This window comes from Nigerium sp., assembly GCF_039811905.1.
Lineage (GTDB): Bacteria > Actinomycetota > Actinomycetes > Propionibacteriales > Propionibacteriaceae > Propioniciclava.
Map to the genome: position 1 here is coordinate 66,943 of NZ_JBDHZL010000001.1, position 21,073 is coordinate 88,015.

Consider the following 21,073-nt stretch of genomic DNA (forward strand, 5'->3'; position numbering starts at 1 on the left):
GGGGCGTCCGGGTGCGGTCGGCGTCCGGGTGGGCTATTCGAGGTCGTCGTCGGGGTCGTCGAGCCGGGCCAGCCACGTGGCGAACCGCTCGATGGGCACCTCGAAGTCGGGGTTGAGGTCGGTGAAGACGCGCAGTTGCTCGGCGACCCACGCGAGGGTCACCTCCTCGTCGCCCCTGCGCGCCTCCAACTCCTCGACGCCGCGATCGGTGAAGTACACCCGATCACTCCGGCTTCGCGAAGGCCTGCTCCATGAGCTCGGCCGCCTGCTCGGCGTGGACGTGCGCCAGACCCACCGACGGGGCGGACGCCGCGGGCCGCGCGACGACCTTCATGGCGAACTCGTGGCCGGGCATCGCTTCCGCCATCGCCGGTGGGAGAGCCGCCTGGAGGAACGGGTAGGCCCCCTGGTTGATCGGCTCGTCCTGCACCCAGCGGACGTCCGTGACGTGCCGCAGCGGCTCCAGGATGCCGGCGAGTTCCTTCGTCGGCAGCGGGTAGAGCCGCTCGAGGGTCACGATCGCGACCTCGTCCTCCAAGCCCCGCTTGGTGCGCTCGTTGTAGAGCTCCCAGCGGATCTTGCCGGTGCAGAGGATGACCTGCCGGACCTTGCTCGGGTCGGAGATGGTCGGGTCGGCCATCGCCGGCTGCCAGCTGCCGTTGGTGAAGTCCTCCACCTGGGAGACCGCCGCCTTGTGCCGGAGCATCCACTTGGGCGTCAGGATGACGACCGGACGGTGCCAGTTCACGTACGTGTGCGTCCGCAGCAGGTGGAAGTAGCTCGCCGGCGTCGACGGCTGGCACACGGCCAGCGCACCCTCGGAGCACAGCTGGAGCCACCGCTCGATGCGCGCCGAACTGTGGTCGGGGCCCTGCCCCTCGTAGCCGTGGGGCAGAAGCAGGACGACGCCCGACTTCTGCTGCCACTTGGCGAACCCCGAGCTGATGAACTCGTCGGCGATGGCCTGGGCGCCGTTCGCGAAGTCGCCGAACTGCGCCTCCCAGCACACCAGCGCCTGCGGGGACGCGACGGAGTAGCCGTACTCGAACCCCATCGACGCGTACTCGCTCAGCAGCGAGTCGTAGACGTAGAACTGGCCCTGGTCGTCCGACAGGTGCTTCAGCGGGACGTACTCGGCGTTCGTCTGCCGGTCGACGACCGCGGCGAAGCGCTGGGAGAACGTGCCGCGGCGCGTGTCCTGCCCGACGACGCGGACGTTGCGGCCCTCCATGAGCAGTGAGCCGAACGCCAAGGACTCGGCCGTGGCCCAGTCGATGTTGCCCTGCTCGATCGCCTTGGCCCGCCGCTCGAGCTGGGGGCGGACCTTCTTGTGGACGGAGAAGTCCTCCGGGAACGTCACCTGCGCCTTGGCGATCGCCAGCATCGTCTCGCGCGAGATCGACGTGCCCTGGTCCTTGCCCAGCTTGGCCGGGTAGAAGGGGGCGCGCATGTACGCGTCGTCGTCCTCCTCCTTCGAGTCGCGGACCTCCTTGAAGACACTCTCCAGGCGGGCGCGGAACTTCTCCACGACCTCGTCGGCGTCCTCGGGCGTGATGTCGCCGCGACCGACGAGCGACTCGGTGTAGAGCTTGCGGACGCTGCGCTTCTGCTCGATCAGGTCGTACATCAGCGGCTGGGTGAAGCTCGGGTCGTCGCCCTCGTTGTGGCCCCGGCGCCGGTAGGTGACCAGGTCGATCACGACGTCCTTGTGGAACTGCTGACGGTAGCGGAAGGCGAGTTGCGCGGTACGTGCGACAGCCTCGGGGTCGTCGCCGTTCACGTGGAAGACCGGCGCCGAGATCGACTTCGCCAGGTCGGTGCAGTACACCGAGCTGCGCGACTCGCTCGGCGCGGTCGTGAAGCCCACCTGGTTGTTGACGACCACGTGGATCGTGCCGCCCACCTTGAAGCCCCGCAGTTGGCTCATCTGCAGCACCTCGTAGTTGACGCCCTGCCCCGCGAACGAGGCGTCGCCGTGCAGCAGGATCGCCAGCACGGGGTAGTAGTCGTCGTCATCGGGCGGGCCGAGGTGATCCTGCTTGGCCCGGGCGATGCCCTCCAGCACGGGGGCGACGGCCTCGAGATGGCTCGGGTTCGCGGCGACCGACGTCTTGATGGACGCCCCCGACGTCGCCGTGAACTCGCCCTCGGCGCCCAGGTGGTACTTGACGTCGCCGGTGCCCATCGTGCCGTTGGGGTCGACCGTGCCCTCGAACTCGCGGAAGATCTGCCCGTAGCTCTTGCCGACGATGTTGGCCAGCACGTTCAGGCGTCCGCGGTGGGGCATGCCGATGCAGACCTCGTCGAGCTCGGCGTTCGCCGCCTCCTCGCAGATCTCGTCGAGCATGACGATCATCGACTCCGAGCCCTCGAGGCTGAACCGCTTCTGACCGATGAACTTGGTCTGCAGGAACGTCTCGAAGATCTCGGCCTCGTTGAGGCGGTCGAGGATGCGCAGGTGCTCCTCACGCGGCCAGCGGGTGGCCGGGTGCTCGAACTGCTCCTGCATCCAGCGGCGCTGTTCGTTGTCGGCGATGTGCATGTATTCGACGCCGACGCTGCCGCAGTACGACTGGCGCAACTGCGTCAGGATGTCGCGGAGCTTCATCGTCTCCTTTTCGTGGTCGCCGAAGCGGCCCACGGGGAACTCCCGATCGAGGTCCCACAGCGTCAGGCCGTGGCTTTCGATCTGCAGGTCCTTGTGCCAGCGCTGCCGGTACTCGAGCGGGTCGAGGTCGGCCAGCGCGTGCCCGAACGAGCGGTAGCTGTCGATGAGTTCGATGACCCGCGCGCCCTTACCCACCTCGAAGGCGCGATGCGCCGCGTCGTCTTCCATCCAGCGGATGGGCTGGTAGGGGACCCGGAGGGAGGAGAAGATCTCGTCGTAGAAGTCGTGCTGACCGATGAGCAGCTCGTGCATCACCTTCAGGAACTCGCCCGACGTCGCACCCTGGATCACGCGGTGGTCGTAGGTGGACGTCAGCGTCGTGATCTTCGAGACCGCGAGCTCGTTGCGTTTGGTGTCGCTCGCGCCCTGGAACTCGGGCGGGTAGTCGATCGAACCGACGCCCAGGATGACGCCCTGGCCGTTCATGAGGCGCGGCACCGAGTGGCTCGTGCCGATGCCGCCCGGGTTGGTGAGCGAGCACGTCGTGCCGGCGAAGTCGTCGACGGTGAGCGCGCCGTCGCGGGCCTTCTTCACCAGCGCCTCGTAGGCGCGCCAGAACTCGAGGAACGACATGTCCTCGGCCTGCTTGATGTTCGGCACGAGCAACTGCCGGACGTCGCCCTTCTTCAGGTCGATGGCCAGGCCCAGGTTGATCGAGCTCGGCGTGACGAGGTTCGGCTTGCCGTCGACCACCTCGTAGGAGTGCTGCATGTCGGGCACGAGGACGAGCGCCCGGACCATCGCGTACCCGATGATGTGCGTGAACGAGATCTTGCCGCCCGTCGTGCGCCGCAGGTGGTCGTTGATGATCTGCCGCTGGTCGATCACCAGCTTCATCGGGATGTTGCGCACCGTCGTCGCCGTCGGCATCGTGAGCGACGCGTCCATGTTCTTCGCGGTGCGCATCGGCGCGCCGCGCATGACGGTCTTGGTCGGGCCCTCCTTGGCCTCGCGCTTCGCGGCCGTGGCGGGCCGGTTGGCCGACAGCCCGCCGGCGGACCCGGGGTCGCTCGGGCCCTTGGTTCCGTTCGACTTCTTGGGACGCTGGCTGGGCGTCTGCTTCGCCTGCGCGGGCGCGGGCTTCGAGGACGCCGGCGTCTCCTGCTGGACCGCGGGCTGGGGTGCGGGAGCGGGCTTGTCGGCCGGAACCGGCTTCGGGGCGGACGCCTCGGGCGCCGGCTTCTTCGGCGCGGGTGCGGGCTGAGGCTTCGTCGCCTCGGACGCCGGCTTCTCGGCCTGAGGCTGCGCCGGCTTCTTGGGCTCGGCCTGCGGCTGTTTCGTGGGCGCGGCGTCCGCGGCCGCGTCGTCGCCACCCGGACGGTTGCCGGGGGTCTTGAAGAACTCGGCCCACACGGCGTCCACTGACCCGGGGTCTTCTTGGTACTGCTCGTACATCTCCTCGATGAGCCAATCGTTGGCTCCGAAGTCTGTGGAGATGTCCTGGTTGTCTGGCGCCGTCGCCACAATCGCCTTCTTCCCTCACGTCTCGGGCATGCCGGTCTGGGCCGCCCGTTCCATGCTAACGAAGTCGACGCGCCAAGAGAACGCGGGCGCTCGGGATATCTCGATATCGGGACAAATCCGACCACCGGTCTGCTTGATTCGTGCCCTGGGCCCGCGGCCTCGCGGACGGTCCAGCCAAGGCGCCCCCAGTAGGATTCGAACCTACGCTCCCGCCTCCGGAGGGCGGTGCTCTATCCCCTGAGCTATGGGGGCCTGTCTCGCGCGGCCGGCTGGCGCCTGCCCCGCGAAGCGACGTTCAGCATAGCAGCCCGACGGCGGTCATCGCGCACGGCGTCCGTCCTGGGCGGGGTCCAGCGGCTGGGCCCGGGCCTGCGCTGAAACAGCACTCTGGCAGAGTTTGAACCCATGACCCACATGCACGTCGCCGGATCGATCCATGCCGATGCCACCTCCGCAGCCCCCGTGTGGCTGCGGAAGCCCGACGACGCCAACCGGCTCGCCGACGGCCTGTGGAGTTCGACGGCGACGCGCGCCGACGACGGCTGCTTGCGCATCGGGGGGTTGACGGCCGACGAGCTGGTGCGGCAGTGCGGGTCGCCGGTCTACGTCATGGACGAGGTCGACTTCCGGGACCGCGCGCGCACCTGGCGCGACGCCTTCGAGGCGTGGAGCGTCTACTACGCGGGCAAGTCGTTCCTGTGCGCCGACGTCGCCCGCTGGATCGACTCCGAGGGCCTGTGCCTGGACGTGAGCAGCCACGGCGAACTCGTCGTCGCCCTGCGCGCCGGGTTCGACCCGGCCCGCATCGCGCTCCACGGCAACAACAAGTCCGACGAGGTGTTGCGGCTCGCGCTCACCCGGGGCGTGGGCCGCATCGTGGTCGACTCGGCCGACGAGATCGGACGCCTCGAGCGCCTGACGACCGAGTTGGGCGTCCGGGCGCAGGTGCTGATCCGGGTGACGACGGGCGTCGAGGCGCACACGCACGAGTACATCGCCACGGCGCATGAGGATCAGAAGTTCGGCTTCTCGATCTCGGGCGGTCAGGCGCTCGTCGCGATGGTCCGCTGCTACGGCAGCCCGACGATCGACCTGCGCGGCATCCACAGCCACATCGGCAGCCAGATCTTCGACACGAACGGCTTCGAGGTCGCGGCCCGCCGGACGCTGCGGCTGATGAGCCAGTTCAAGGAGGCCACCCGCGTCACGCTGCCCGAGCTCGACCTGGGCGGCGGCTTCGGGATCGCGTACACCACGGACGACACGCCGGCTCCCGTGGACGAGCTCGCCCGCGACCTGGAGGGGATCGTCGACCACGAGTGCCGCGCCTTCGGCCTCGAGCGACCCCACCTCTCGGTGGAGCCCGGCCGCACGATCAGCGGGCCGTCGGGCACGGCTCTCTACACCGTCGGGACGACGAAGTACGTCGAGGTGGGCGGCGGCCAGACCCGCCGGTACATCAGTGTCGACGGCGGCATGAGCGACAACATTCGTCCCGCGCTGTACGCCGCCGAGTACTCCGCCGTGCTCGCCAACCGGGCCAGCGACGCCCCCGTCGAGCTGTCCCGCGTGGTCGGGCTGCACTGCGAGGGCGGCGACATCCTCGTGCGCAACGTGTTCCTGCCGGGCGACGTCGCCCCGGGAGACCTGCTGGCGGTGCCGGCGTCCGGCGCGTACAGCCGGTCGATGGCGAGCAACTACAACTACACGCCCCGCCCGGCCGTCGTGTCGGTGCGGGGCGGTAAGGTGTCGACGCTGATCCGGCGTGAGACGCTGGACGACTTGCTGGCCCTCGACGGGGGCCTTTCGGGCGAGTAGGAGAGCCGTGATGAACAAGGGCACTGGGCCGCTGCGGGTGGCCCTGCTGGGGTGCGGGGTGGTCGGGTCGCAGGTGGCCCGCCTCCTGCTGAACGAGGCCGATGAGCTCCAGGCGCGGATCGGGCGCCCGTTCGAGCTGGTCGGCATCGGCGTCCGGACTGCCGGGCCGCGGCCCGGCGTCCCCGAGGAGCTCCTGACGACCGACCCATCCGCGCTGCTGGACGAGCCGGGCCTGGACCTCGTCATCGAGGTGATGGGCGGTATCGAGCCGGCGCGAACGCTCATGCTCAAGGCGTTCTCGGTGGGGGCGTCCGTCGTGACGGCGAACAAGGCCCTGCTGGCCACCCACGGGGCCGAGGTCTTCGCCGCCGCCGCGGACGCCGGGGTCGATCTGTACTACGAGGCGTCCGTCGCCGGGGCGATCCCGATCATCCGGCCGCTCGCCGAGTCGCTGATCGGCGACCGGGTCATCGCCGTGAAGGGCATCGTGAACGGCACGACGAACTACATCCTCGACCAGATGCACTCCACCGGCGCGACGTTCCCCGAGGCCCTCGCCGAGGCGCAGCAACTGGGCTACGCCGAGGCCGACCCGACGGCCGACGTCGAGGGGCAGGACGCCGCGGCCAAGGCCGCACTGCTGGCCAGCCTCGCCTTTCACACGGGCGTGACGCTGAACGATGTCTCGTGCGAGGGCATCACCGCGGTGACGCCGGAAGACATCGAGGCCGCGAACGACATGGGCTGCGTCATCAAGCTGCTCGCCGACTGCCAGTTGGCCGGCGAGGATTCGATCGCCGTGGCGGTGCACCCCACGATGGTGCCGCTCGACCACCCGCTCGCCGGGATCCGGGGCGCGTACAACGCCGTGTTCGTCGAGTCCGAAAACGCCGGGCGGCTCATGTTCATGGGCCCCGGCGCGGGCGGGACGCCGACGGCGTCCGCCATCATGGGCGACGTCGTGACCGCGGCCCGCAACCGGGTGCGCGGCGTGGCCGGGCCGCGGGCGTCCCTGCACAGCAATCGCTCGATCGCCAGCGCGAGCATGTCGTCGTCCCGGTACTACGTGTCGATGGTGGTGCGGGACGCTCCGGGCGTGCTGGCCCGCGTCGCCGACTGCTTCGCGCGCGGTGGCGTCTCGCTGCAGTCGGTGCGGCAGGCCCCGCACTCGACCGAGGGCGGGGGAGCGCGGCTGATGGTCACCACGCACGTGGCGACCGACGAGGCCGTCCGATCGACCGTGTCGGAACTGGAAACCTTCGCGGACGTGCGCCAGGGTATCCGCGTGTTGCGCGTGGAAGGAATGTGACCGATGGACCTCGCCTGCCTCGACCTCGAAGGGGTGCTCGTCCCCGAGATCTGGATCAACGTGGCCGAGCGGACGGGGGTCGATGAGCTGCGGCTCACGACGAGGGACATCGCCGACTACGACGAGCTCATGGGGCACCGCCTCCGCGTGCTGGACGCCCACGGCATCCGGCTCTCGCAGATTCAGGAGGTCATCGCCGGCCTGGGTCCGGTCCCGGGGGCGGCCGACTTCCTGGACTGGCTGCGCGAGCGCTATCAGGTGGTCATCCTCTCCGACACCTTCTACCAGTTCGGCATGCCCCTGATGGCTCAGCTCGGCTACCCGACGCTGCTGTGCCACAACCTCGAGGTCGCCGACGACCGCATCGTGGGCTACCGGCTCCGCCAGCCCAACGCGAAGACCGAGGCGGTGCGCGCGTTCCAGTCGTTGAACCTGCGGGTGGTCGCCACCGGCGACTCCTATAACGACACGGGCATGCTGACGCAGGCGGAGGCGGGCATCCTGTTCCGGCCGCCGGCCAACGTCGTCGCCGAGTTCGGCCAGTTCCCCGTCGCCACCGACTTCGACCAACTGCGCGCGGAGTTCACCCGGGCCGGGCGGTCGTGAACCGAGAGTTCGCCGCCCGGATGCGGCGGTGGCTGATCTGGATCATCCCGCCCTACGTGGCGGCCCTCTGGGCCGGTGCGACGACGATCGCCGGGGGCAACTTCGAGCCGTGGGCGCCGGCGATGATCGACCTCGACGTCTACCGCCGGGCCGCCGAGGATCTGCTGGCCGGCCGCGACTTCTACGCCACCCCGTACGGCAAGCTGCCGTGGATCTACCCGCCGTTCGCCGCGTTCCTCGCCGTGCCGTGGGGGGTCGTCCCGCTCGCGGTCGCGCAGTTCGCGTGGCTCTTCCTGAACGTCACGGTCCTGATGGGCATCCTGTACCGACTGGGCTTCGGCGGGTGGCGCCTGTCGCTGCTCACCACCGCGGCCGTCTGGCTCGTCGAGCCCGTCCGCGAGACGCTCGGGTTCGGCCAGCTCGGCATCATCCTCGTGGGGGCGGCCGTGCTCGATTCGGCCCCCGGACGCCGGCTGCTCGGCCGGCGCATCCTGCCGGAGGGCTGGCTGGTCGGCCTGGCCACCGCCGTCAAGCTGACGCCGGCGACGGTCGCCGCGTACAACTTCTTCTCCGGACGCCGCAAGCCCGGCCTGATGGCGTTCGCCTGGTTCTGCGGCGCGACGGCCCTGACCTGGCTGTTGCTGCCCGGGGCGAGCCGCACGTACTGGCTCGGGCTCGTCGGGGGCAACAGCGGCATCAACAGCGGCATCGAGTTCAAGACCAACCAGTCGGTCATGGGCGTGTGGGCACGGTTGTTCGGCGAGTTGAGCCGCGGCGGCCTGGTCATCAGCGCGATCGTGGCGCTGGTCGGCATCGCCGCGGCGGTCGCGATGCACAAGGCGGGGGAGGCGACGCTCGCGATCTGCCTTGCGGGGTTCACCTCGCTGCTCGCCTCGCCGATCTCGTGGTCTCACCACTACGTGTGGGTCGTCCCGCTCGCCGCGGTGTTGCTGCGGCGTCCGCACCTCCCGCAGCCGCTGCGCCTGCTCGGGTTGTTCTACTGCATCTGGACCGCGTACGCGCCGTTCAAGCAGCTACCGGGCGGCGAGGGCGTCGAGCGGACCTACCCGCCGCTGCACCAGGTCGTCGACAACATCGGGGTCGTCGCGGGCGTCGCGCTGCTCGTCATGGGGCTGCTCTACGGGCTGCGCGGCGCGCGGGCGGCGCGCTCGACCGATGCCCCCGACGTGGTGCTAGACTCGCGGTAGCGCAATCGCCGCCTGCCCCGATGATCCCCCCTAGGGGCTGCGATCCTTGTGATCCGCACATTTATTTTCCCAGTCTGAGCTCGTCTCTGCGAGCGGGCTGCCCGGTACCGACGCGCGGCGACGCCTGCCGGCAGTCACTCCGAAAGGAACTCCGTGACCGACACGATGGAATCCGCTCCCGCCAAGCGCGGTGGGTCCGGACTCGAGTCCATGCTGCTGCCCGAGCTGAAGAAGCTGGCGAGCTCCATGGGCCTGAAGGGGACCGGCGCGATGCGCAAGTCCGACCTGGTGGCCGCCATCCGCACAGCGCAGTCCGGCGGCCCCGACCGCTCCCGCTCATCCCGAGACGGCGACGGCGCCCGTCCCGAGCAGGGCGCGGGACGCGGCGGCGAGGGCCGGGAGGCGTCCGAAGCCCCGGCGAAGCAGGCCGACCAGGCGCCGTTGCCGGCCGAGCGGCCGGCGTCCGATCAGGGCGGCTCCGACCAGCAGAGCTCGCGCGAGCAGGGCGCCGAGGGTGCGCAGGCGTCCGCGGGCGGCGACGACGTCGCGGCGCGGCTCGAGCAGCTCGCCCAGGAGGGCGGGCGCCGCCGGCGCGACCGCTCCGACCGCCAGCGCTCCGAGGGAGACGACGGCGACGAGGGCCAGCAGCAGCGAGGCAACCACGAGGCCAAGCAGCAAAACGGCGGCCAGAACAACCAGAGCACCAACCAGCACAACTCCCGCCGGGACGACGACGACTACTCCGGCGGCCGCCGGAACCGTCGCCGGCGCAACCGGGACCGGCAGAACCGCCGCAACCGCGGCGGGGGCGGCGGTAACCTGGAGCGGCTGGAGGCCGAGCCGGTCGTCACCGACGACGACGTGCTGGTCCAGGTCTCCGGCATCCTCGACGTGCTCGACAACTACGCGTTCGTCCGGACGACGGGGTACCTGCCCGGCTCGAACGACGCGTACGTCTCGCTGTCGATGGTGAAGAAGTTCGGCCTGCGCAAGGGCGACGTCGTCACCGGCGCGATCCGCCAGCCGCGGGAGGGGGAGCGCAAGGAGAAGTTCAACGCGCTCGTCCGGATCGAGAGCATCAACGGCGACGACCCCGAGAACGCCAAGGGCCGCGCCGAGTTCAACAAGCTCACGCCGCTGTACCCGCAGGAGCGGCTGCGGCTGGAGACCACCCAGACCAACATGACGGGCCGCATCGTCGACATCGTCGCCCCGATCGGCAAGGGCCAGCGCGGCCTGATCGTCAGCCCGCCGAAGGCCGGCAAGACGATGGTGATGCAGTCGATCGCGAACTCGATCACGGCGAACAACCCCGAGGTGCACCTCATGGTCGTCCTGGTCGACGAGCGCCCCGAGGAGGTCACCGACTTCCAGCGCAGCGTGAAGGGCGAGGTCATCGCGTCCACGTTCGACCGTCCCGCCGACGACCACACGACGATCGCCGAGTTGGCGATCGAGCGGGCGAAGCGCCTGGTCGAGCTCGGCCACGACGTGGTCGTGCTGCTCGACGGCATCACGCGTCTGAGCCGGGCTTACAACCTGGCCGCGCCGGCGTCCGGACGCATTCTGTCCGGCGGTGTCGACTCCGCCGCGCTCTACCCGCCGAAGCGTTTCTTCGGCGCGGCGCGCAACATCGAGGGCGGCGGGTCGCTCACGATCCTCGCGACGGCGCTGGTCGAGACCGGCTCGAAGATGGACGAGGTGATCTTCGAGGAGTTCAAGGGCACCGGCAACATGGAGCTGCGCCTGCGCCGCGAGCTCGCCGACAAGCGCATCTTCCCGGCGATCGACCCGGTCGCGTCCGGCACGCGTCGCGAGGAGCAACTGATGACGCGCGAGGAGCTCTCCATCATCTGGAAGCTGCGCCGCGTCCTGTCGGGCCTCGACGACCAGCAGGCGCTGGAGATGCTGATCAACCGGCTGAAGAAGACGTCCACGAACCTCGAGTTCCTGCACGTCATCTCCCGGACGACGCCGAACAACGACTGATCAGGGCCGCACGCGGCGCGGCCGGGCGGCGGGAATAGCCCCGGGCCCCGTCGCGTTTTGGCCAAACGTGGGGGCCTACGGCAAACTAGGTCCTCGGTGCCGGTTCACGCCGCGGCCCACCAGCGGGCCCAGCAGCGACTGAGGCGACCCGGCGCCTGACTCACGAGGAGAAAACACCATGAAGCAGGGCATCCACCCCGACTACCACGAGACCACCGTCGTGTGTTCCTGTGGCAACACGTTCACCACGCGCAGCACGGCGAAGGGCGGCCAGATCCGCGCCGAGGTCTGCTCCGCGTGCCACCCGTTCTACACGGGCAAGCAGAAGATTCTCGATACGGGCGGCCGCGTCGCGCGCTTCCAGAAGCGGTACGCGAACCGGAAGGCCAAGTAAGCAGCACCGTGCGCCGGGCACCAGGGGCGTCCCTGGGCCCGGCGCTTTCTGCGTCCCGTGGGCGGCGCCCGCGGGTCGCGCCGCCATCGTCCTGGGGAGCCCATGTTCGAGTCCGCTGATCAGTTGCGCACCGAGTTCGCCGAGCTCGAGCGGCAGCTCGCCGACCCCGCGACGCACGCCGACGTCGGCCGCGCGCGCCGCATCGGGCGCCGGTACGCCGAGCTCACGCCCATCGTCAAGGCGCTGGCCGAGCACGATGCCCTGACCGACGATCTGGACGCCGCCCGCGAGTTGGCCGCGGAGGACCCGGCGTTCGCGGCCGAGGCGTCCGCGCTGGAGGAGAGGCTGGCCGTGGTGACCGAGCGCCTGACCGCGCTGCTCGCCCCCCGCGACCCGAACGACTCCCACGACGCCCTGCTGGAGATCAAGTCGGGCGAGGGCGGCGAGGAGTCGGCGCTTTTCGCGGGTGACCTCGCCCGCATGTATACGCGCTACGCCGAGTCGCGCGGGTGGAAGACCGAGGTGCTGGACGCCCAGGAGACGGACTTGGGCGGGGTGAAATCCCTGACCATGGCCGTGAAGGCGTCCGGGAACGCGGAGCCGGAGAACATGCCGTACGGCGTCTTGAAGTTCGAGGGCGGCGTCCATCGCGTGCAGCGCGTGCCGGTCACCGAGACGCAGGGACGCATCCACACGTCCGCGGCGGGCGTCCTGGTGATGCCCGATGTCGATGACGACAGCGAGATCGAGATCAACGACGACGACCTGCGCATCGACGTGTACCGCAGCTCGGGCAAGGGCGGTCAGGGCGTGAACACGACCGACTCCGCGGTCCGGATCACGCATCTGCCGACCGGCACCGTCGTGACGTGCCAGAACGAGCGCAGCCAGTTGCAGAACAAGGAGCAGGCCATGCGCATCCTGCGCGCGCGGCTCACCGCGCTGGCCGCCGAGACCGCGGACGCCGAGGCGGCGGCCGCGCGGAAGTCGCAGGTGCGCACCGTGGACCGCTCGGAGCGGATCCGCACGTACAACTTCCCGGAGAACCGGATCGCCGACCACCGCATCGGGTACAAGGCGCACAACCTCGACCAGGTGCTCGGTGGGGAGTTGCAGCCGGTCATCGACGCCCTGCAGGCCGCCGACCTGGCCGAGCGGCTCGGCGAGTTCGGCGAGCGCTGACGTGACGGGCGCGGCGTCCCTGGTGGCCTGGGGGCGCGCCGAGGTCGGGCAGGCCGAGGCGCGCACGCTGCTCGCGCACGCGCTGGGCACCGACCTGAAGGGGCTGCTGCTGGCCGGCGACGTGCCCGCGGAGGCGGAGGAGCGCTTCCGGGCGCTCGTCGCGCGGCGCGCGGGCGGCGTCCCGGTGCAGCATCTGACGGGGGAGGCGTGGTTCCGGACCGTCCGGCTCGAGGTCGGACCCGGCGTGTTCATCCCTCGGCCCGAGACCGAGGTGATGACCGGCGTCGCGCTGGAGCGCCTGCGCGCGGTCGCGGCGTCCGGACGTCGGCCGCGCGTCGTCGAACTGTGCGCCGGCTCGGGCGCGATCTCGCTCGCCCTCGCGACCGAGGGCCCGGACGCCGACGCGTACGCCGTCGAGCTGTCGCCCGAGGCGTCCGGGTATCTGCGGCGCAACCTGGCGGGGACGGGGGTCGAGGTCGTCCAGGGCGACATGGCCGACGCGTTCGCCGAGCTGGACGGCACCGTCGACGTCGTGGTCGCCAACCCGCCCTATGTTCCCCTGGACGCCTACGCCTCGCTGCCGGTGGACGTCCGCGAGCACGACCCCGCGCTCGCGCTGTTTTCGGGCGCGGACGGCCTCGACGCGCTGCGCGTCGTCGCCGCGGTCGCCGGACGCCTGCTGCGTCCGGGCGGCTGGGCGTACGCCGAACACGCCGACGCGCAGGGAGAATCGGCGCCCGAGGTCTTCGTCCGGACGGGCCTCTTCGACCGCGTCGGCGACCAACACGACCTCAACGGGCGCCCGCGCTTCGTGGCGGCCCGCCGAACTCCTGGCAGGATGGGGACATGACCGCGCCCAAGACCTACGACGTCGCCTCCGACAGCGAGGCCGCCCTGGCGGCCGCGTGCGCGGCGGTGGCGGTCGGTGAGGTCATCGTCCTGCCGACCGACACGGTCTACGGCGTGGGGGCGGATGCTTTCAACGCGGACGCCGTCGCGGCCCTCCTCGCCGCCAAGCGCCGCGGGCGCGACATGCCGCCGCCGGTGCTCGTGGCCGAGACCGCGATGGTCCGGGCGCTCGCGTCCGGGGTGGACGAGGCGGTGCTCGCCCTGGGGGAGGCCTTCTGGCCGGGTCCGCTGACGCTGATTCTCGCCGCGCCCCCGAGCCTGCACGTGGACCTCGGCGACCGGGGCGACACGATCGCGGTGCGCGTCCCCGACCACGACTTCACGCGCGAGCTGTTGCGCCGCACCGGCCCGCTGGCCGTCAGCTCGGCGAACGTCAGCGGCCAGGAGGCCGCGCTGACGGCGTCCGATGCCGCGGAGCAATTGGACGATGCGGTCTCGGTCTACCTGGACGCCGGGCCGACCTCGGGCCCCGTTCCGTCGACGATCGTCGACCTGTCGGGGCCTACGCCGCGCCTGTTGCGCGCGGGGCGCCTCAGCGTCGCCGAGATCAACGCGGTCGTCCCCGGCCTGCTGCCCGACGAGCCGGACGCCTCCGCCTGACATGCGCGAGTACATGCTGGTGCTCCTGGTCGCCGTCTCGGTGACGTACGTCGTGGCCAGCATCGCGCGCCGCTTCGCGTACCGCTACAACGCGGTGGCCCTCGTCCGCGACCGCGACGTCCACACGAAGCCCGTGCCGTACTTCGGCGGCATCGCGCTGCTGGCCGGCACGGCGGCCGCGTTCCTCGTCGGGGGCAGCCTGCCGTGGCTCGGCAGCTTCCCGATCGTGGGCCACGACACCCGCGTGGTGTTCGCGGCCTGCGCGCTCATCAGCGCCGTGGGGCTCATGGACGACCTCATCGAGCTGAACGCGCTCGCGAAGATCTCCGGGCAGGTCGTGGCGGCCGGCATCGTCGTCGCGAACGGCGTCAAGTTCTACTGGATCCCGTTGCCCGACCGTGTAGTCACGCTCGACAGCGCGGCGTCCATCGTGCTGGCCGTGTTCGTGATCCTCGTCTGCGTGAACGCGATCAACCTCATGGACGGCCTCGACGGCCTCGCCGCGGGCGTCGTCGCGATCGGCGCTAGCGCGTTCTTCGGCTACGCGTACGTGCTGAGCTACGAACAGGACCTTGTCCGGGCCACCACGGCGTCCCTCATCACGGTGACGACCGCGGGCATCTGCCTGGGGTTCCTGCCCCACAACATCCACAAGGCACGCATGTTCATGGGGGACTCGGGCTCGATGCTGCTCGGGTTCCTGCTGGCCTGCTCCGCGATCAGCCTGACGGGGCAGTTCGACCCCTCGCGGCTGCGGCCGGAGGGGGGAGCGCTCGTCAGCGCGTACCTGCCGCTGCTGCTGCCCATCGCGGTCATGGCCCTGCCCTTCGCCGACCTGGTCATGGCCTACGTCCGGCGGACGTTGGCGGGCAAGCTGTGGTACCAGGCCGACAAGCAGCATCTTCACCACCGCATGCTCGCGCTCGGGCATCCGCACCGCGTGGCCGTCGCCCTGCTGTGGCTCTGGTCGGCGGTCGTCGCCTACGGGATGGTGCTCATCGGGATCGTCGGCCACTGGTGGGCCTACGCGCTCGTCGCGATCGGCATCGTCGTCGCCGCCTTCCTGACCTGGGGACCGCTGTTGCGCCGGCGCTGGGCCCGCCCGGACGCCGTCGGTGCGGTCCGCGCGTCGGGCGCCAGGCCCGGCGTTGCGCATTCGCCGGGCAGGGGCCACCGGTGACCGCCCGGACCGCACGGCGGCGTCCGAGCGAGGCCGCGGGATACGTGCGCCGGCTGCTGGCCGGCGCGGCCGTCGGCGGCCACCTGGCCGCCGGTGTCGCCATCCTGGGCGCCTGGGTGTGGGGCGGACGCCTTGCCGCCCTGTCCGCCGCGCTCGGCGCCGTGCTCGCGCTCGCGTTCAGCATCATCGGACACGCGATCCAGATCGCGTTCGCGGACGCCTCCCCCGAGCGTCTGATGGTCGCCGCGCTGGCGTCCTATGCCGTCCGGGTCTCCCTGCTGGGCGGGGCCCTCGCGCTCGTCCTGGGGAGCCCCGAGCGCTTCGCCTGGCTGCAGCGTGCGCCCCTGGGGGCAGGCGCGATCCTGGTCGTCCTGGGGTGGCTGGCCGCGGAGATCTGGGTGTTCGCCCACCTGCGTGTTTCAGTCTTCGATACGCCCGTCGAGGACGGGGAGTGTGCATGTGACCAGCCCCACGAACCCTGATAGAGTCCCAAACGCTATGGACGAGCAGGGCGGCGTGGACCAGGGCTTGCGCATCATCAGTTACCTCATCTCCGGCCTTCTTTTCTATGGCGGTCTTGGTTGGCTCGCCGATCGCGCGCTGAACACGACGTTCTGGCTCCCTGTCGGGTTGATCCTGGGTACGGTGGCTGGCATCTACATCGTCATCAAGCGTTACGGTCGGGCATGATCGCACCAGCAGGAGGGCACATGGGTGGGCTCGCAAGCCGTCTGATCCCGTTAGAAGGGGAAGGCGACCACTCCGGGTGGCCGCCCAGCGCTGAGAGCTTCAACTCCCGCCCGCTCTTTCCCGACCTGGGGCCCCAGTTTTCGTGGCTCAACAACCACCTGACCCAGGCGGTCATCGCGGCGATCATCGTCATCGCCTTCTGGTTGTGGATGGCGCGGCGCCAGACCGTCGTCCCGAGCCGCAAGCAGTTTCTCGGCGAGCAGTTCTACAACCTGATTCGCAATACGATCGCGCGGGACGCCCTCGGTCACGACTACCGGCGCTTCCTGCCGTATCTGATCGCGCTCTTCACCTTCATCTGGATCAACAACCTGTTCGGGCAGTTCTTCCTGTTCATGTTCCCGACCTTCAGCAAGATCGGTTACGCCTACGGGCTCGCCCTGCTCACCTGGCTGCTGTACAACGGCGCCGGCATCGCCAAGTGGGGGTTCGGCACGTACATGCGCAAGATGACGCTGCCCGAAGGGGTCCCGAAAGCCCTCTGGGCGCTCATCATTCCGCTGGAGTTCTTGTCGAACTTCATCGTCCGGCCGTTCACGCTCGCCCTGCGACTCTTCGCGAACATGTTCGCCGGGCACCTGGTCGTGATGGTGTTCGTGATCGGCTCCACGATGCTGCTCGCGATGACCGAACCCGCCAACGGGTTCCCGGTGGCCCTGCTCAAGACGGCGGGCGGCATCGGCATCGTGTTCAGTTTCGCGATCTTCGCCCTGGAGTTGCTGGTCGGCGCGATCCAGGCCTATATCTTCACCGTCCTGACCGCCCAATATGTGGCGTCCTCCATCGCCGAATCGCACTGATCCCGCAACAACGACGCAGTCACGCAGTAACCAAGATCCGAAAGGAAACTCCATGCTTCACCTTCTTGAGCTGAACGGCTCCCTCAACATGCTCGGCTACGGCCTCGCGACCCTGGGCCCGGCCCTCGGTGTGGCGTGGATCTTCGCCTCGGTGATCAACGGGACCGCTCGTCAGCCTGAGGCCCGTGGCGCGATGCTCAGCACCGCGTGGATCGGCTTCGCCGTGGTCGAGGCGCTCGCCATCATCGGCATCGCCCTCGCCTTCGTGCTTCAGTGAGGTAAGACGTCATGTTGCCGCTTGAAGGGTTCGGACCGCTCCTGCCGGAGCACCTGTCCGAGATCATCGCGGGCATCGTCCTTTTCCTGATCTGCTGGCTGGTGATCCAGAAGAAGGTCGTGCCCGCGTTCGAGGCCACGTACGAAGAGCGCGCCGCCGCGATCCAGGGCGGCATGGAGAAGGCCGAGAAGGCGCAGGCCGAGGCCGCGGCCGCTCTGGAGGAGTACAAAGAGCAGCTCGCGACCGCCCGTGAGGAGGCCGCGCGCATCCGCGAGGAGGCGAAGGCCCAGGGGGCGACGATCGTGGCCGAGATGCGTCAACAGGCTCAGGACGAGTCCGCTCGCCTGCTGAACAACGCCAAGGCGCAGATCGAGGCCGAGCGTGCCCAGGCGATCAGCCAGTTGCGCACCGAGGTTGGTGGCCTGGCCACGACGCTGGCGGGGCGCATCGTCGGAGAATCGCTGGATGACGACGAGCGCGCTCGCCGCACGGTCGATCGCTTCATCGAGTCGCTCGAGCGGGAACCGGTGGAGCGGGCATGAGCGCGAACGCCGAGGCGCGACAGGGGTCGTTGGATCAGGTGCTGAACGGGCTCGACCCGTCGTACGACCTGGCCGGCGAACTGTTCGACATCGTCGACACGCTGGGCCGGACGCCCAGCCTCCGTCGGGCGCTGAGCGATCAGTCCGCACCGGACCAGGCGCGTCAGGGCCTGGTCACGAGCCTGTTCCAGGGCAAGGTCTCCGACGGCGCCCTGAAGATCCTCGCCGAGGCGACCAACCTTCGCTGGAACACCAGCGGGGCCTTCGTGAACGCGCTGGAGCGGCAGGGCGTCCGGGCGGCGCTCGCGACCGCGCAGGCGGAGGGGCAGCTGGACGAGACGGAGGACCAGCTGTTCCGGGTCGGCCGCATCGTCGACGGCAACCCCGACCTGCGGGCCGCGTTGTCCGACCGGAGCACGCCGGCGTCCGCGCGTCAGGGTCTGCTGGCCGACGTGCTGGGTGACAAGGTCATCAAGCCGGTGGCGGGCCTCGCCCGCCGGGCCGTGCTCGCGCGGGACCGGACCTTCGATCTGACGATGAACGGCTACCTCAAGGCCGCGGCAGACATGCGGGGCCGCGCGGTGGCCACCGTCGAGGTCGCACGCCCGCTGGCGGACGATCAGGCCGAGCGCCTGCGCGCCGCGCTGGTGAAGCAGGCGGGGCGCGACGTCACGCTGCGCGTGGTCGTCAACCCCGAGGTGCTGGGCGGGGTGAGGGTGTCCCTGGGTGACGAGGTCATCGAAGGCACCGTCGCCGGGCGTCTGAATGACGCGCGGCGCAAATTGAGCTGAATCACAACGATTGCTAAGGACGCAACCAATGGCGGAACTCACGATTCGTCCCGAGGAGATCCGGGACGCTCTTGACCGGTTTGTGCAGAACTACACCCCCGAGACCGCGAGCCGCGACGAGGTGGGCACGGTCGCGACGTCCGGCGACGGCATCGCCCGAGTCGAGGGCCTGCCCTCCGCCATGGCGAACGAGCTGCTGGAGTTCGAGAACGGTACCCTCGGCATCGCACTGAACCTCGACGTCCGGGAGATCGGCGTCGTCGTGCTGGGCGACTCCGAGGGCATCGACGAGGGGTCGACGGTGCGTCGCACCGGCGAGGTACTCTCCGTCCCCGTCGGCGACGGCTACCTGGGCCGCACGGTGGACGCGATGGGCAACCCGATCGACGGCCTGGGCGAGATCGCCGACGTTCCCGAGCGCCGCGTTCTGGAACTGCAGGCCGCCGGCGTCATGGACCGCCAGGAGGTGCGCGAGCCGCTGCAGTCGGGCATCAAGGCGATCGACGCGATGATCCCGATCGGACGCGGCCAGCGCCAGCTCATCATCGGCGACCGCAAGACCGGCAAGACCGCCATCGCGGTCGACACGATCATCAACCAGAAGTCGAACTGGGATTCCGGCGACCCGACCAAGCAGGTCCGCTGCATCTACGTGGCGGTCGGCCAGAAGGGGTCGACGATCGCCGCGCTGCGCTCGACGCTGGAGGAAGCGGGCGCGATGGACTACACGACCATCGTGCACGCGCCTGCGTCCGACCCGGCCGGCTTCAAGTACATCGCCCCCTACTCCGGCTCGGCCATCGGCCAGCACTGGATGTACCAGGGCAAGCACGTGCTCATCGTGTTCGACGACCTGACCAAGCAGGCCGAGGCGTACCGCGCGATGTCGCTGCTGCTCCGCCGGCCGCCGGGCCGCGAGGCGTACCCCGGCGACGTGTTCTACCTGCACTCCCGCCTGCTGGAGCGCTGCGCGAAGCTCTCCGACGAGTTGGGGGGCGGCTCGATGACCGGCCTGCCGATCATCGAGACCAAGGCGAACGACGTGTCGGCCTACATCCCGACGAACGTGATCTCCATCACCGACGGCCAGATCTTCCTGCAGTCGGACCTGTTCAACGCGAACCAGCGACCGGCCATCGACGTCGGCATCTCGGTGTCCCGCGTGGGCGGCGCGGCCCAGATCAAGGCGATGAAAGGCGTGGCCGGCACGCTGAAGATCAGCCTGGCCCAGTTCCGCGACATGCAGGCGTTCGCGATGTTCGCGTCCGACCTGGACGCGGCGTCCCGTCGCCAGTTGGATCGGGGCGCCCGGCTCACCGAGCTGCTGCGCCAGCCGCAGTACACGCCGTACCCGGTGGAGGACCAGGTCGTCAGCGTGTGGGCGGGCACCAACGGTCACTTCGACGACATCCCGGTGCCGGATGTGCTGCGGTTCGAGCGCGAACTGCTCGATCACCTGCGGCGCAACACGAACATCCTGTCCACGATCGCCGAGACGCAGAAGTTCGACGACGACACCGCGAGCGCGCTCGCTGCCGAGATCGACAAGGTCAAGGAGTCGTTCCGGGCGGAGGAGTCGAAGCCCGCCGGCGACGACGCCGAGCACGCCAAGGCGCTCGACGACGAACACATGGACAACGAGCAGATCACCGTGCAGAGGGGCAACTGATTCATGGCGGCCGGCCTGAGGGAGTTGCGGCAGCGGCGCAAGTCGGTGACCGCGACCAAGAAGATCACCAAGGCGATGGAGCTCATCGCGGCCTCGAAGATCATCAAGGCCCAGCAGGCGGCGCAGGCCGCCCTGCCGTACACGCGTGAGCTGAACCGGGCGGTCTCCGCGCTCGCGGCCCACGCGACGACGGAGCATCCGCTGACGCAGCGGCAGCACGAGCACCCGCGCCGGGTCGCCCTGGTCTTCTTCACCTCGGATCGGGGCATGAACGGGGCGTACAGCAGCAACGTGATCAAGATGGTCGCGAGCTTCCGCCGCCGGGTCCAGGACGAGGGCGTCGAGGTCAAGCGCTACGTGTCCGGGCGCAAGGGCATCTCGTTCCTGAACTTCCGCGAGTTGCCGATCGAGGCGCAGTGGGAGGGCTTCTCCGACGCTCCCACGTATGCGAACGCCCAGGAGATCGCCGACCGGCTGATCGGCGACTTCCTGACGCCGTACGAGGAGGGCGGGGTCGACGAGATCCACGCCGTCTACACGCGGATGGAGTCGATGCTCACGCAGACGCCGCGAGTGCGGCGGCTGCTGCCGCTCGAGGTCGTCGAAGGCGTCCGCGAGTTGGGGGAGCACGAGGCCTACCCGATTTACGAGTTCGAGCCCGACCCCGAGACGGTGCTCGACGAGTTGATGCCGCTGTACGTGCGCAGCCGCGTGTGGTTCTACCTGCTGCAGGCCGCGGCGTCCCAGTTGGCGAGCCAGCAGCGCGCGATGAAGTCCGCGACGGACAACGCGACCCAGCTCATCGAGGATCTGACGCGCGAGGAGAACCAGGCGCGTCAGGCCGAAATCACGCAGGAAATCACCGAGATCGTCGGCGGCGCCAGCGCGCTGGCCGAGTCAAGCGACTCCGACTAGGG

General features: G+C 69.8%; 20 protein-coding genes and 1 tRNA gene. 18 read left to right on the top strand and 3 right to left on the bottom strand.

Annotated elements, in window-relative coordinates; genetic code table 11:
* Positions 1–33 precede the first annotated feature (33 nt).
* From WMJ97_RS00260 to WMJ97_RS00270, 3 genes are all read right to left on the bottom strand, one after another.
* Positions 34–219 (bottom strand): DUF6104 family protein, encoded by a 186-nt coding sequence (locus tag WMJ97_RS00260; RefSeq protein WP_347346947.1) that lies wholly within the window; start codon positions 217–219, stop codon positions 34–36.
* A gap of 4 nt (positions 220–223) precedes the next feature.
* Positions 224–4,135 carry a multifunctional oxoglutarate decarboxylase/oxoglutarate dehydrogenase thiamine pyrophosphate-binding subunit/dihydrolipoyllysine-residue succinyltransferase subunit gene (locus WMJ97_RS00265; protein ID WP_347347038.1) on the bottom strand — a complete coding sequence of 1,304 codons (3,912 nt, stop codon included), beginning with the start codon at positions 4,133–4,135 and terminating at the stop codon, positions 224–226.
* Between the two features lie 177 nt (positions 4,136–4,312).
* A tRNA-Arg gene (locus WMJ97_RS00270) sits at positions 4,313–4,384 on the bottom strand.
* 153 nt (positions 4,385–4,537) lie between these two features.
* Between WMJ97_RS00270 and lysA the strand changes: the two genes are divergently transcribed.
* From lysA to WMJ97_RS00360, 18 genes are all read left to right on the top strand, one after another.
* On the top strand, positions 4,538–5,950 hold the full coding sequence (gene lysA, locus WMJ97_RS00275; RefSeq protein ID WP_347346948.1) for a diaminopimelate decarboxylase: 1,413 nt from the start codon (positions 4,538–4,540) through the stop codon (positions 5,948–5,950).
* A gap of 10 nt (positions 5,951–5,960) precedes the next feature.
* On the top strand, positions 5,961–7,259 hold the full coding sequence (locus tag WMJ97_RS00280) for a homoserine dehydrogenase (RefSeq protein ID WP_347346949.1): 1,299 nt from the start codon (positions 5,961–5,963) through the stop codon (positions 7,257–7,259).
* A 3-nt stretch (positions 7,260–7,262) separates the two neighbouring features.
* On the top strand, positions 7,263–7,865 hold the full coding sequence (thrH, locus tag WMJ97_RS00285; RefSeq protein WP_347346950.1) for a bifunctional phosphoserine phosphatase/homoserine phosphotransferase ThrH: 603 nt from the start codon (positions 7,263–7,265) through the stop codon (positions 7,863–7,865).
* Complete coding sequence (locus tag WMJ97_RS00290; RefSeq protein ID WP_347346951.1) at positions 7,862–9,073, top strand: glycosyltransferase 87 family protein; 1,212 nt, start codon at positions 7,862–7,864, stop codon at positions 9,071–9,073. Before thrH ends, WMJ97_RS00290 begins: the two co-directional genes overlap by 4 nt.
* Positions 9,074–9,238: 165 nt before the next feature.
* Positions 9,239–11,062 (top strand): transcription termination factor Rho, encoded by a 1,824-nt coding sequence (gene rho, locus WMJ97_RS00295; protein WP_347347039.1) that lies wholly within the window; start codon positions 9,239–9,241, stop codon positions 11,060–11,062.
* Between the two features lie 178 nt (positions 11,063–11,240).
* Complete coding sequence (rpmE, locus tag WMJ97_RS00300; protein WP_347346952.1) at positions 11,241–11,456, top strand: 50S ribosomal protein L31; 216 nt, start codon at positions 11,241–11,243, stop codon at positions 11,454–11,456.
* Between the two features lie 102 nt (positions 11,457–11,558).
* The gene (gene prfA / locus WMJ97_RS00305) at positions 11,559–12,638 is read left to right on the top strand and encodes a peptide chain release factor 1 (protein ID WP_347346953.1); all 1,080 of its coding nucleotides are present in this window, start codon (positions 11,559–11,561) and stop codon (positions 12,636–12,638) included.
* Position 12,639: 1 nt separating this feature from the next.
* The gene (gene prmC, locus WMJ97_RS00310; RefSeq protein WP_347346954.1) at positions 12,640–13,488 is read left to right on the top strand and encodes a peptide chain release factor N(5)-glutamine methyltransferase; all 849 of its coding nucleotides are present in this window, start codon (positions 12,640–12,642) and stop codon (positions 13,486–13,488) included.
* On the top strand, positions 13,485–14,147 hold the full coding sequence (locus tag WMJ97_RS00315; protein WP_347346955.1) for an L-threonylcarbamoyladenylate synthase: 663 nt from the start codon (positions 13,485–13,487) through the stop codon (positions 14,145–14,147). Before prmC ends, WMJ97_RS00315 begins: the two co-directional genes overlap by 4 nt.
* A gap of 1 nt (position 14,148) precedes the next feature.
* On the top strand, positions 14,149–15,327 hold the full coding sequence (locus WMJ97_RS00320) for an MraY family glycosyltransferase (protein ID WP_347346956.1): 1,179 nt from the start codon (positions 14,149–14,151) through the stop codon (positions 15,325–15,327).
* Positions 15,324–15,809: a hypothetical protein gene (locus WMJ97_RS00325; RefSeq protein WP_347346957.1), complete on the top strand. Its 486-nt coding sequence runs from the start codon at positions 15,324–15,326 to the stop codon at positions 15,807–15,809. The genes WMJ97_RS00320 and WMJ97_RS00325 overlap by 4 nt, the downstream gene beginning before the upstream one ends.
* Positions 15,810–15,825: 16 nt before the next feature.
* Positions 15,826–16,017 carry an AtpZ/AtpI family protein gene (locus WMJ97_RS00330; RefSeq protein ID WP_347346958.1) on the top strand — a complete coding sequence of 64 codons (192 nt, stop codon included), beginning with the start codon at positions 15,826–15,828 and terminating at the stop codon, positions 16,015–16,017.
* Positions 16,018–16,037: 20 nt separating this feature from the next.
* Positions 16,038–16,877 carry a F0F1 ATP synthase subunit A gene (atpB, locus tag WMJ97_RS00335; protein WP_347346959.1) on the top strand — a complete coding sequence of 280 codons (840 nt, stop codon included), beginning with the start codon at positions 16,038–16,040 and terminating at the stop codon, positions 16,875–16,877.
* A 52-nt stretch (positions 16,878–16,929) separates the two neighbouring features.
* Positions 16,930–17,154 carry an ATP synthase F0 subunit C gene (gene atpE, locus WMJ97_RS00340; protein ID WP_347346960.1) on the top strand — a complete coding sequence of 75 codons (225 nt, stop codon included), beginning with the start codon at positions 16,930–16,932 and terminating at the stop codon, positions 17,152–17,154.
* An 11-nt stretch (positions 17,155–17,165) separates the two neighbouring features.
* Positions 17,166–17,696, top strand: a complete 531-nt coding sequence (locus WMJ97_RS00345) for a F0F1 ATP synthase subunit B (RefSeq protein ID WP_347346961.1) — start codon at positions 17,166–17,168, stop codon at positions 17,694–17,696.
* Positions 17,693–18,487, top strand: a complete 795-nt coding sequence (locus tag WMJ97_RS00350; RefSeq protein ID WP_347346962.1) for a F0F1 ATP synthase subunit delta — start codon at positions 17,693–17,695, stop codon at positions 18,485–18,487. Before WMJ97_RS00345 ends, WMJ97_RS00350 begins: the two co-directional genes overlap by 4 nt.
* 28 nt (positions 18,488–18,515) lie before the next feature.
* Complete coding sequence (atpA, locus tag WMJ97_RS00355) at positions 18,516–20,156, top strand: F0F1 ATP synthase subunit alpha (protein WP_347346963.1); 1,641 nt, start codon at positions 18,516–18,518, stop codon at positions 20,154–20,156.
* A gap of 3 nt (positions 20,157–20,159) precedes the next feature.
* Positions 20,160–21,071 carry a F0F1 ATP synthase subunit gamma gene (locus WMJ97_RS00360; protein WP_347346964.1) on the top strand — a complete coding sequence of 304 codons (912 nt, stop codon included), beginning with the start codon at positions 20,160–20,162 and terminating at the stop codon, positions 21,069–21,071.
* Positions 21,072–21,073 lie beyond the last annotated feature (2 nt).

Bases quoted from the DNA above. Each gene is read 5' to 3' on its own strand.
- atpB (WP_347346959.1), top strand. From the start codon at position 16,038: ATGGGTGGGCTCGCAAGCCGTCTGATCCCGTTAGAAGGGGAAGGCGAC.
- WMJ97_RS00330 (WP_347346958.1), top strand. From the start codon at position 15,826: ATGGACGAGCAGGGCGGCGTGGACCAGGGCTTGCGCATCATCAGTTAC.
- WMJ97_RS00320 (WP_347346956.1), top strand. From the start codon at position 14,149: ATGCGCGAGTACATGCTGGTGCTCCTGGTCGCCGTCTCGGTGACGTAC.
- WMJ97_RS00315 (WP_347346955.1), top strand. From the start codon at position 13,485: ATGACCGCGCCCAAGACCTACGACGTCGCCTCCGACAGCGAGGCCGCC.
- WMJ97_RS00345 (WP_347346961.1), top strand. From the start codon at position 17,166: ATGTTGCCGCTTGAAGGGTTCGGACCGCTCCTGCCGGAGCACCTGTCC.
- rho (WP_347347039.1), top strand. From the start codon at position 9,239: ATGGAATCCGCTCCCGCCAAGCGCGGTGGGTCCGGACTCGAGTCCATG.
- WMJ97_RS00280 (WP_347346949.1), top strand. From the start codon at position 5,961: ATGAACAAGGGCACTGGGCCGCTGCGGGTGGCCCTGCTGGGGTGCGGG.
- rpmE (WP_347346952.1), top strand. From the start codon at position 11,241: ATGAAGCAGGGCATCCACCCCGACTACCACGAGACCACCGTCGTGTGT.
- WMJ97_RS00360 (WP_347346964.1), top strand. From the start codon at position 20,160: ATGGCGGCCGGCCTGAGGGAGTTGCGGCAGCGGCGCAAGTCGGTGACC.
- atpA (WP_347346963.1), top strand. From the start codon at position 18,516: ATGGCGGAACTCACGATTCGTCCCGAGGAGATCCGGGACGCTCTTGAC.
- lysA (WP_347346948.1), top strand. From the start codon at position 4,538: ATGACCCACATGCACGTCGCCGGATCGATCCATGCCGATGCCACCTCC.
- atpE (WP_347346960.1), top strand. From the start codon at position 16,930: ATGCTTCACCTTCTTGAGCTGAACGGCTCCCTCAACATGCTCGGCTAC.
- WMJ97_RS00350 (WP_347346962.1), top strand. From the start codon at position 17,693: ATGAGCGCGAACGCCGAGGCGCGACAGGGGTCGTTGGATCAGGTGCTG.
- prfA (WP_347346953.1), top strand. From the start codon at position 11,559: ATGTTCGAGTCCGCTGATCAGTTGCGCACCGAGTTCGCCGAGCTCGAG.
- thrH (WP_347346950.1), top strand. From the start codon at position 7,263: ATGGACCTCGCCTGCCTCGACCTCGAAGGGGTGCTCGTCCCCGAGATC.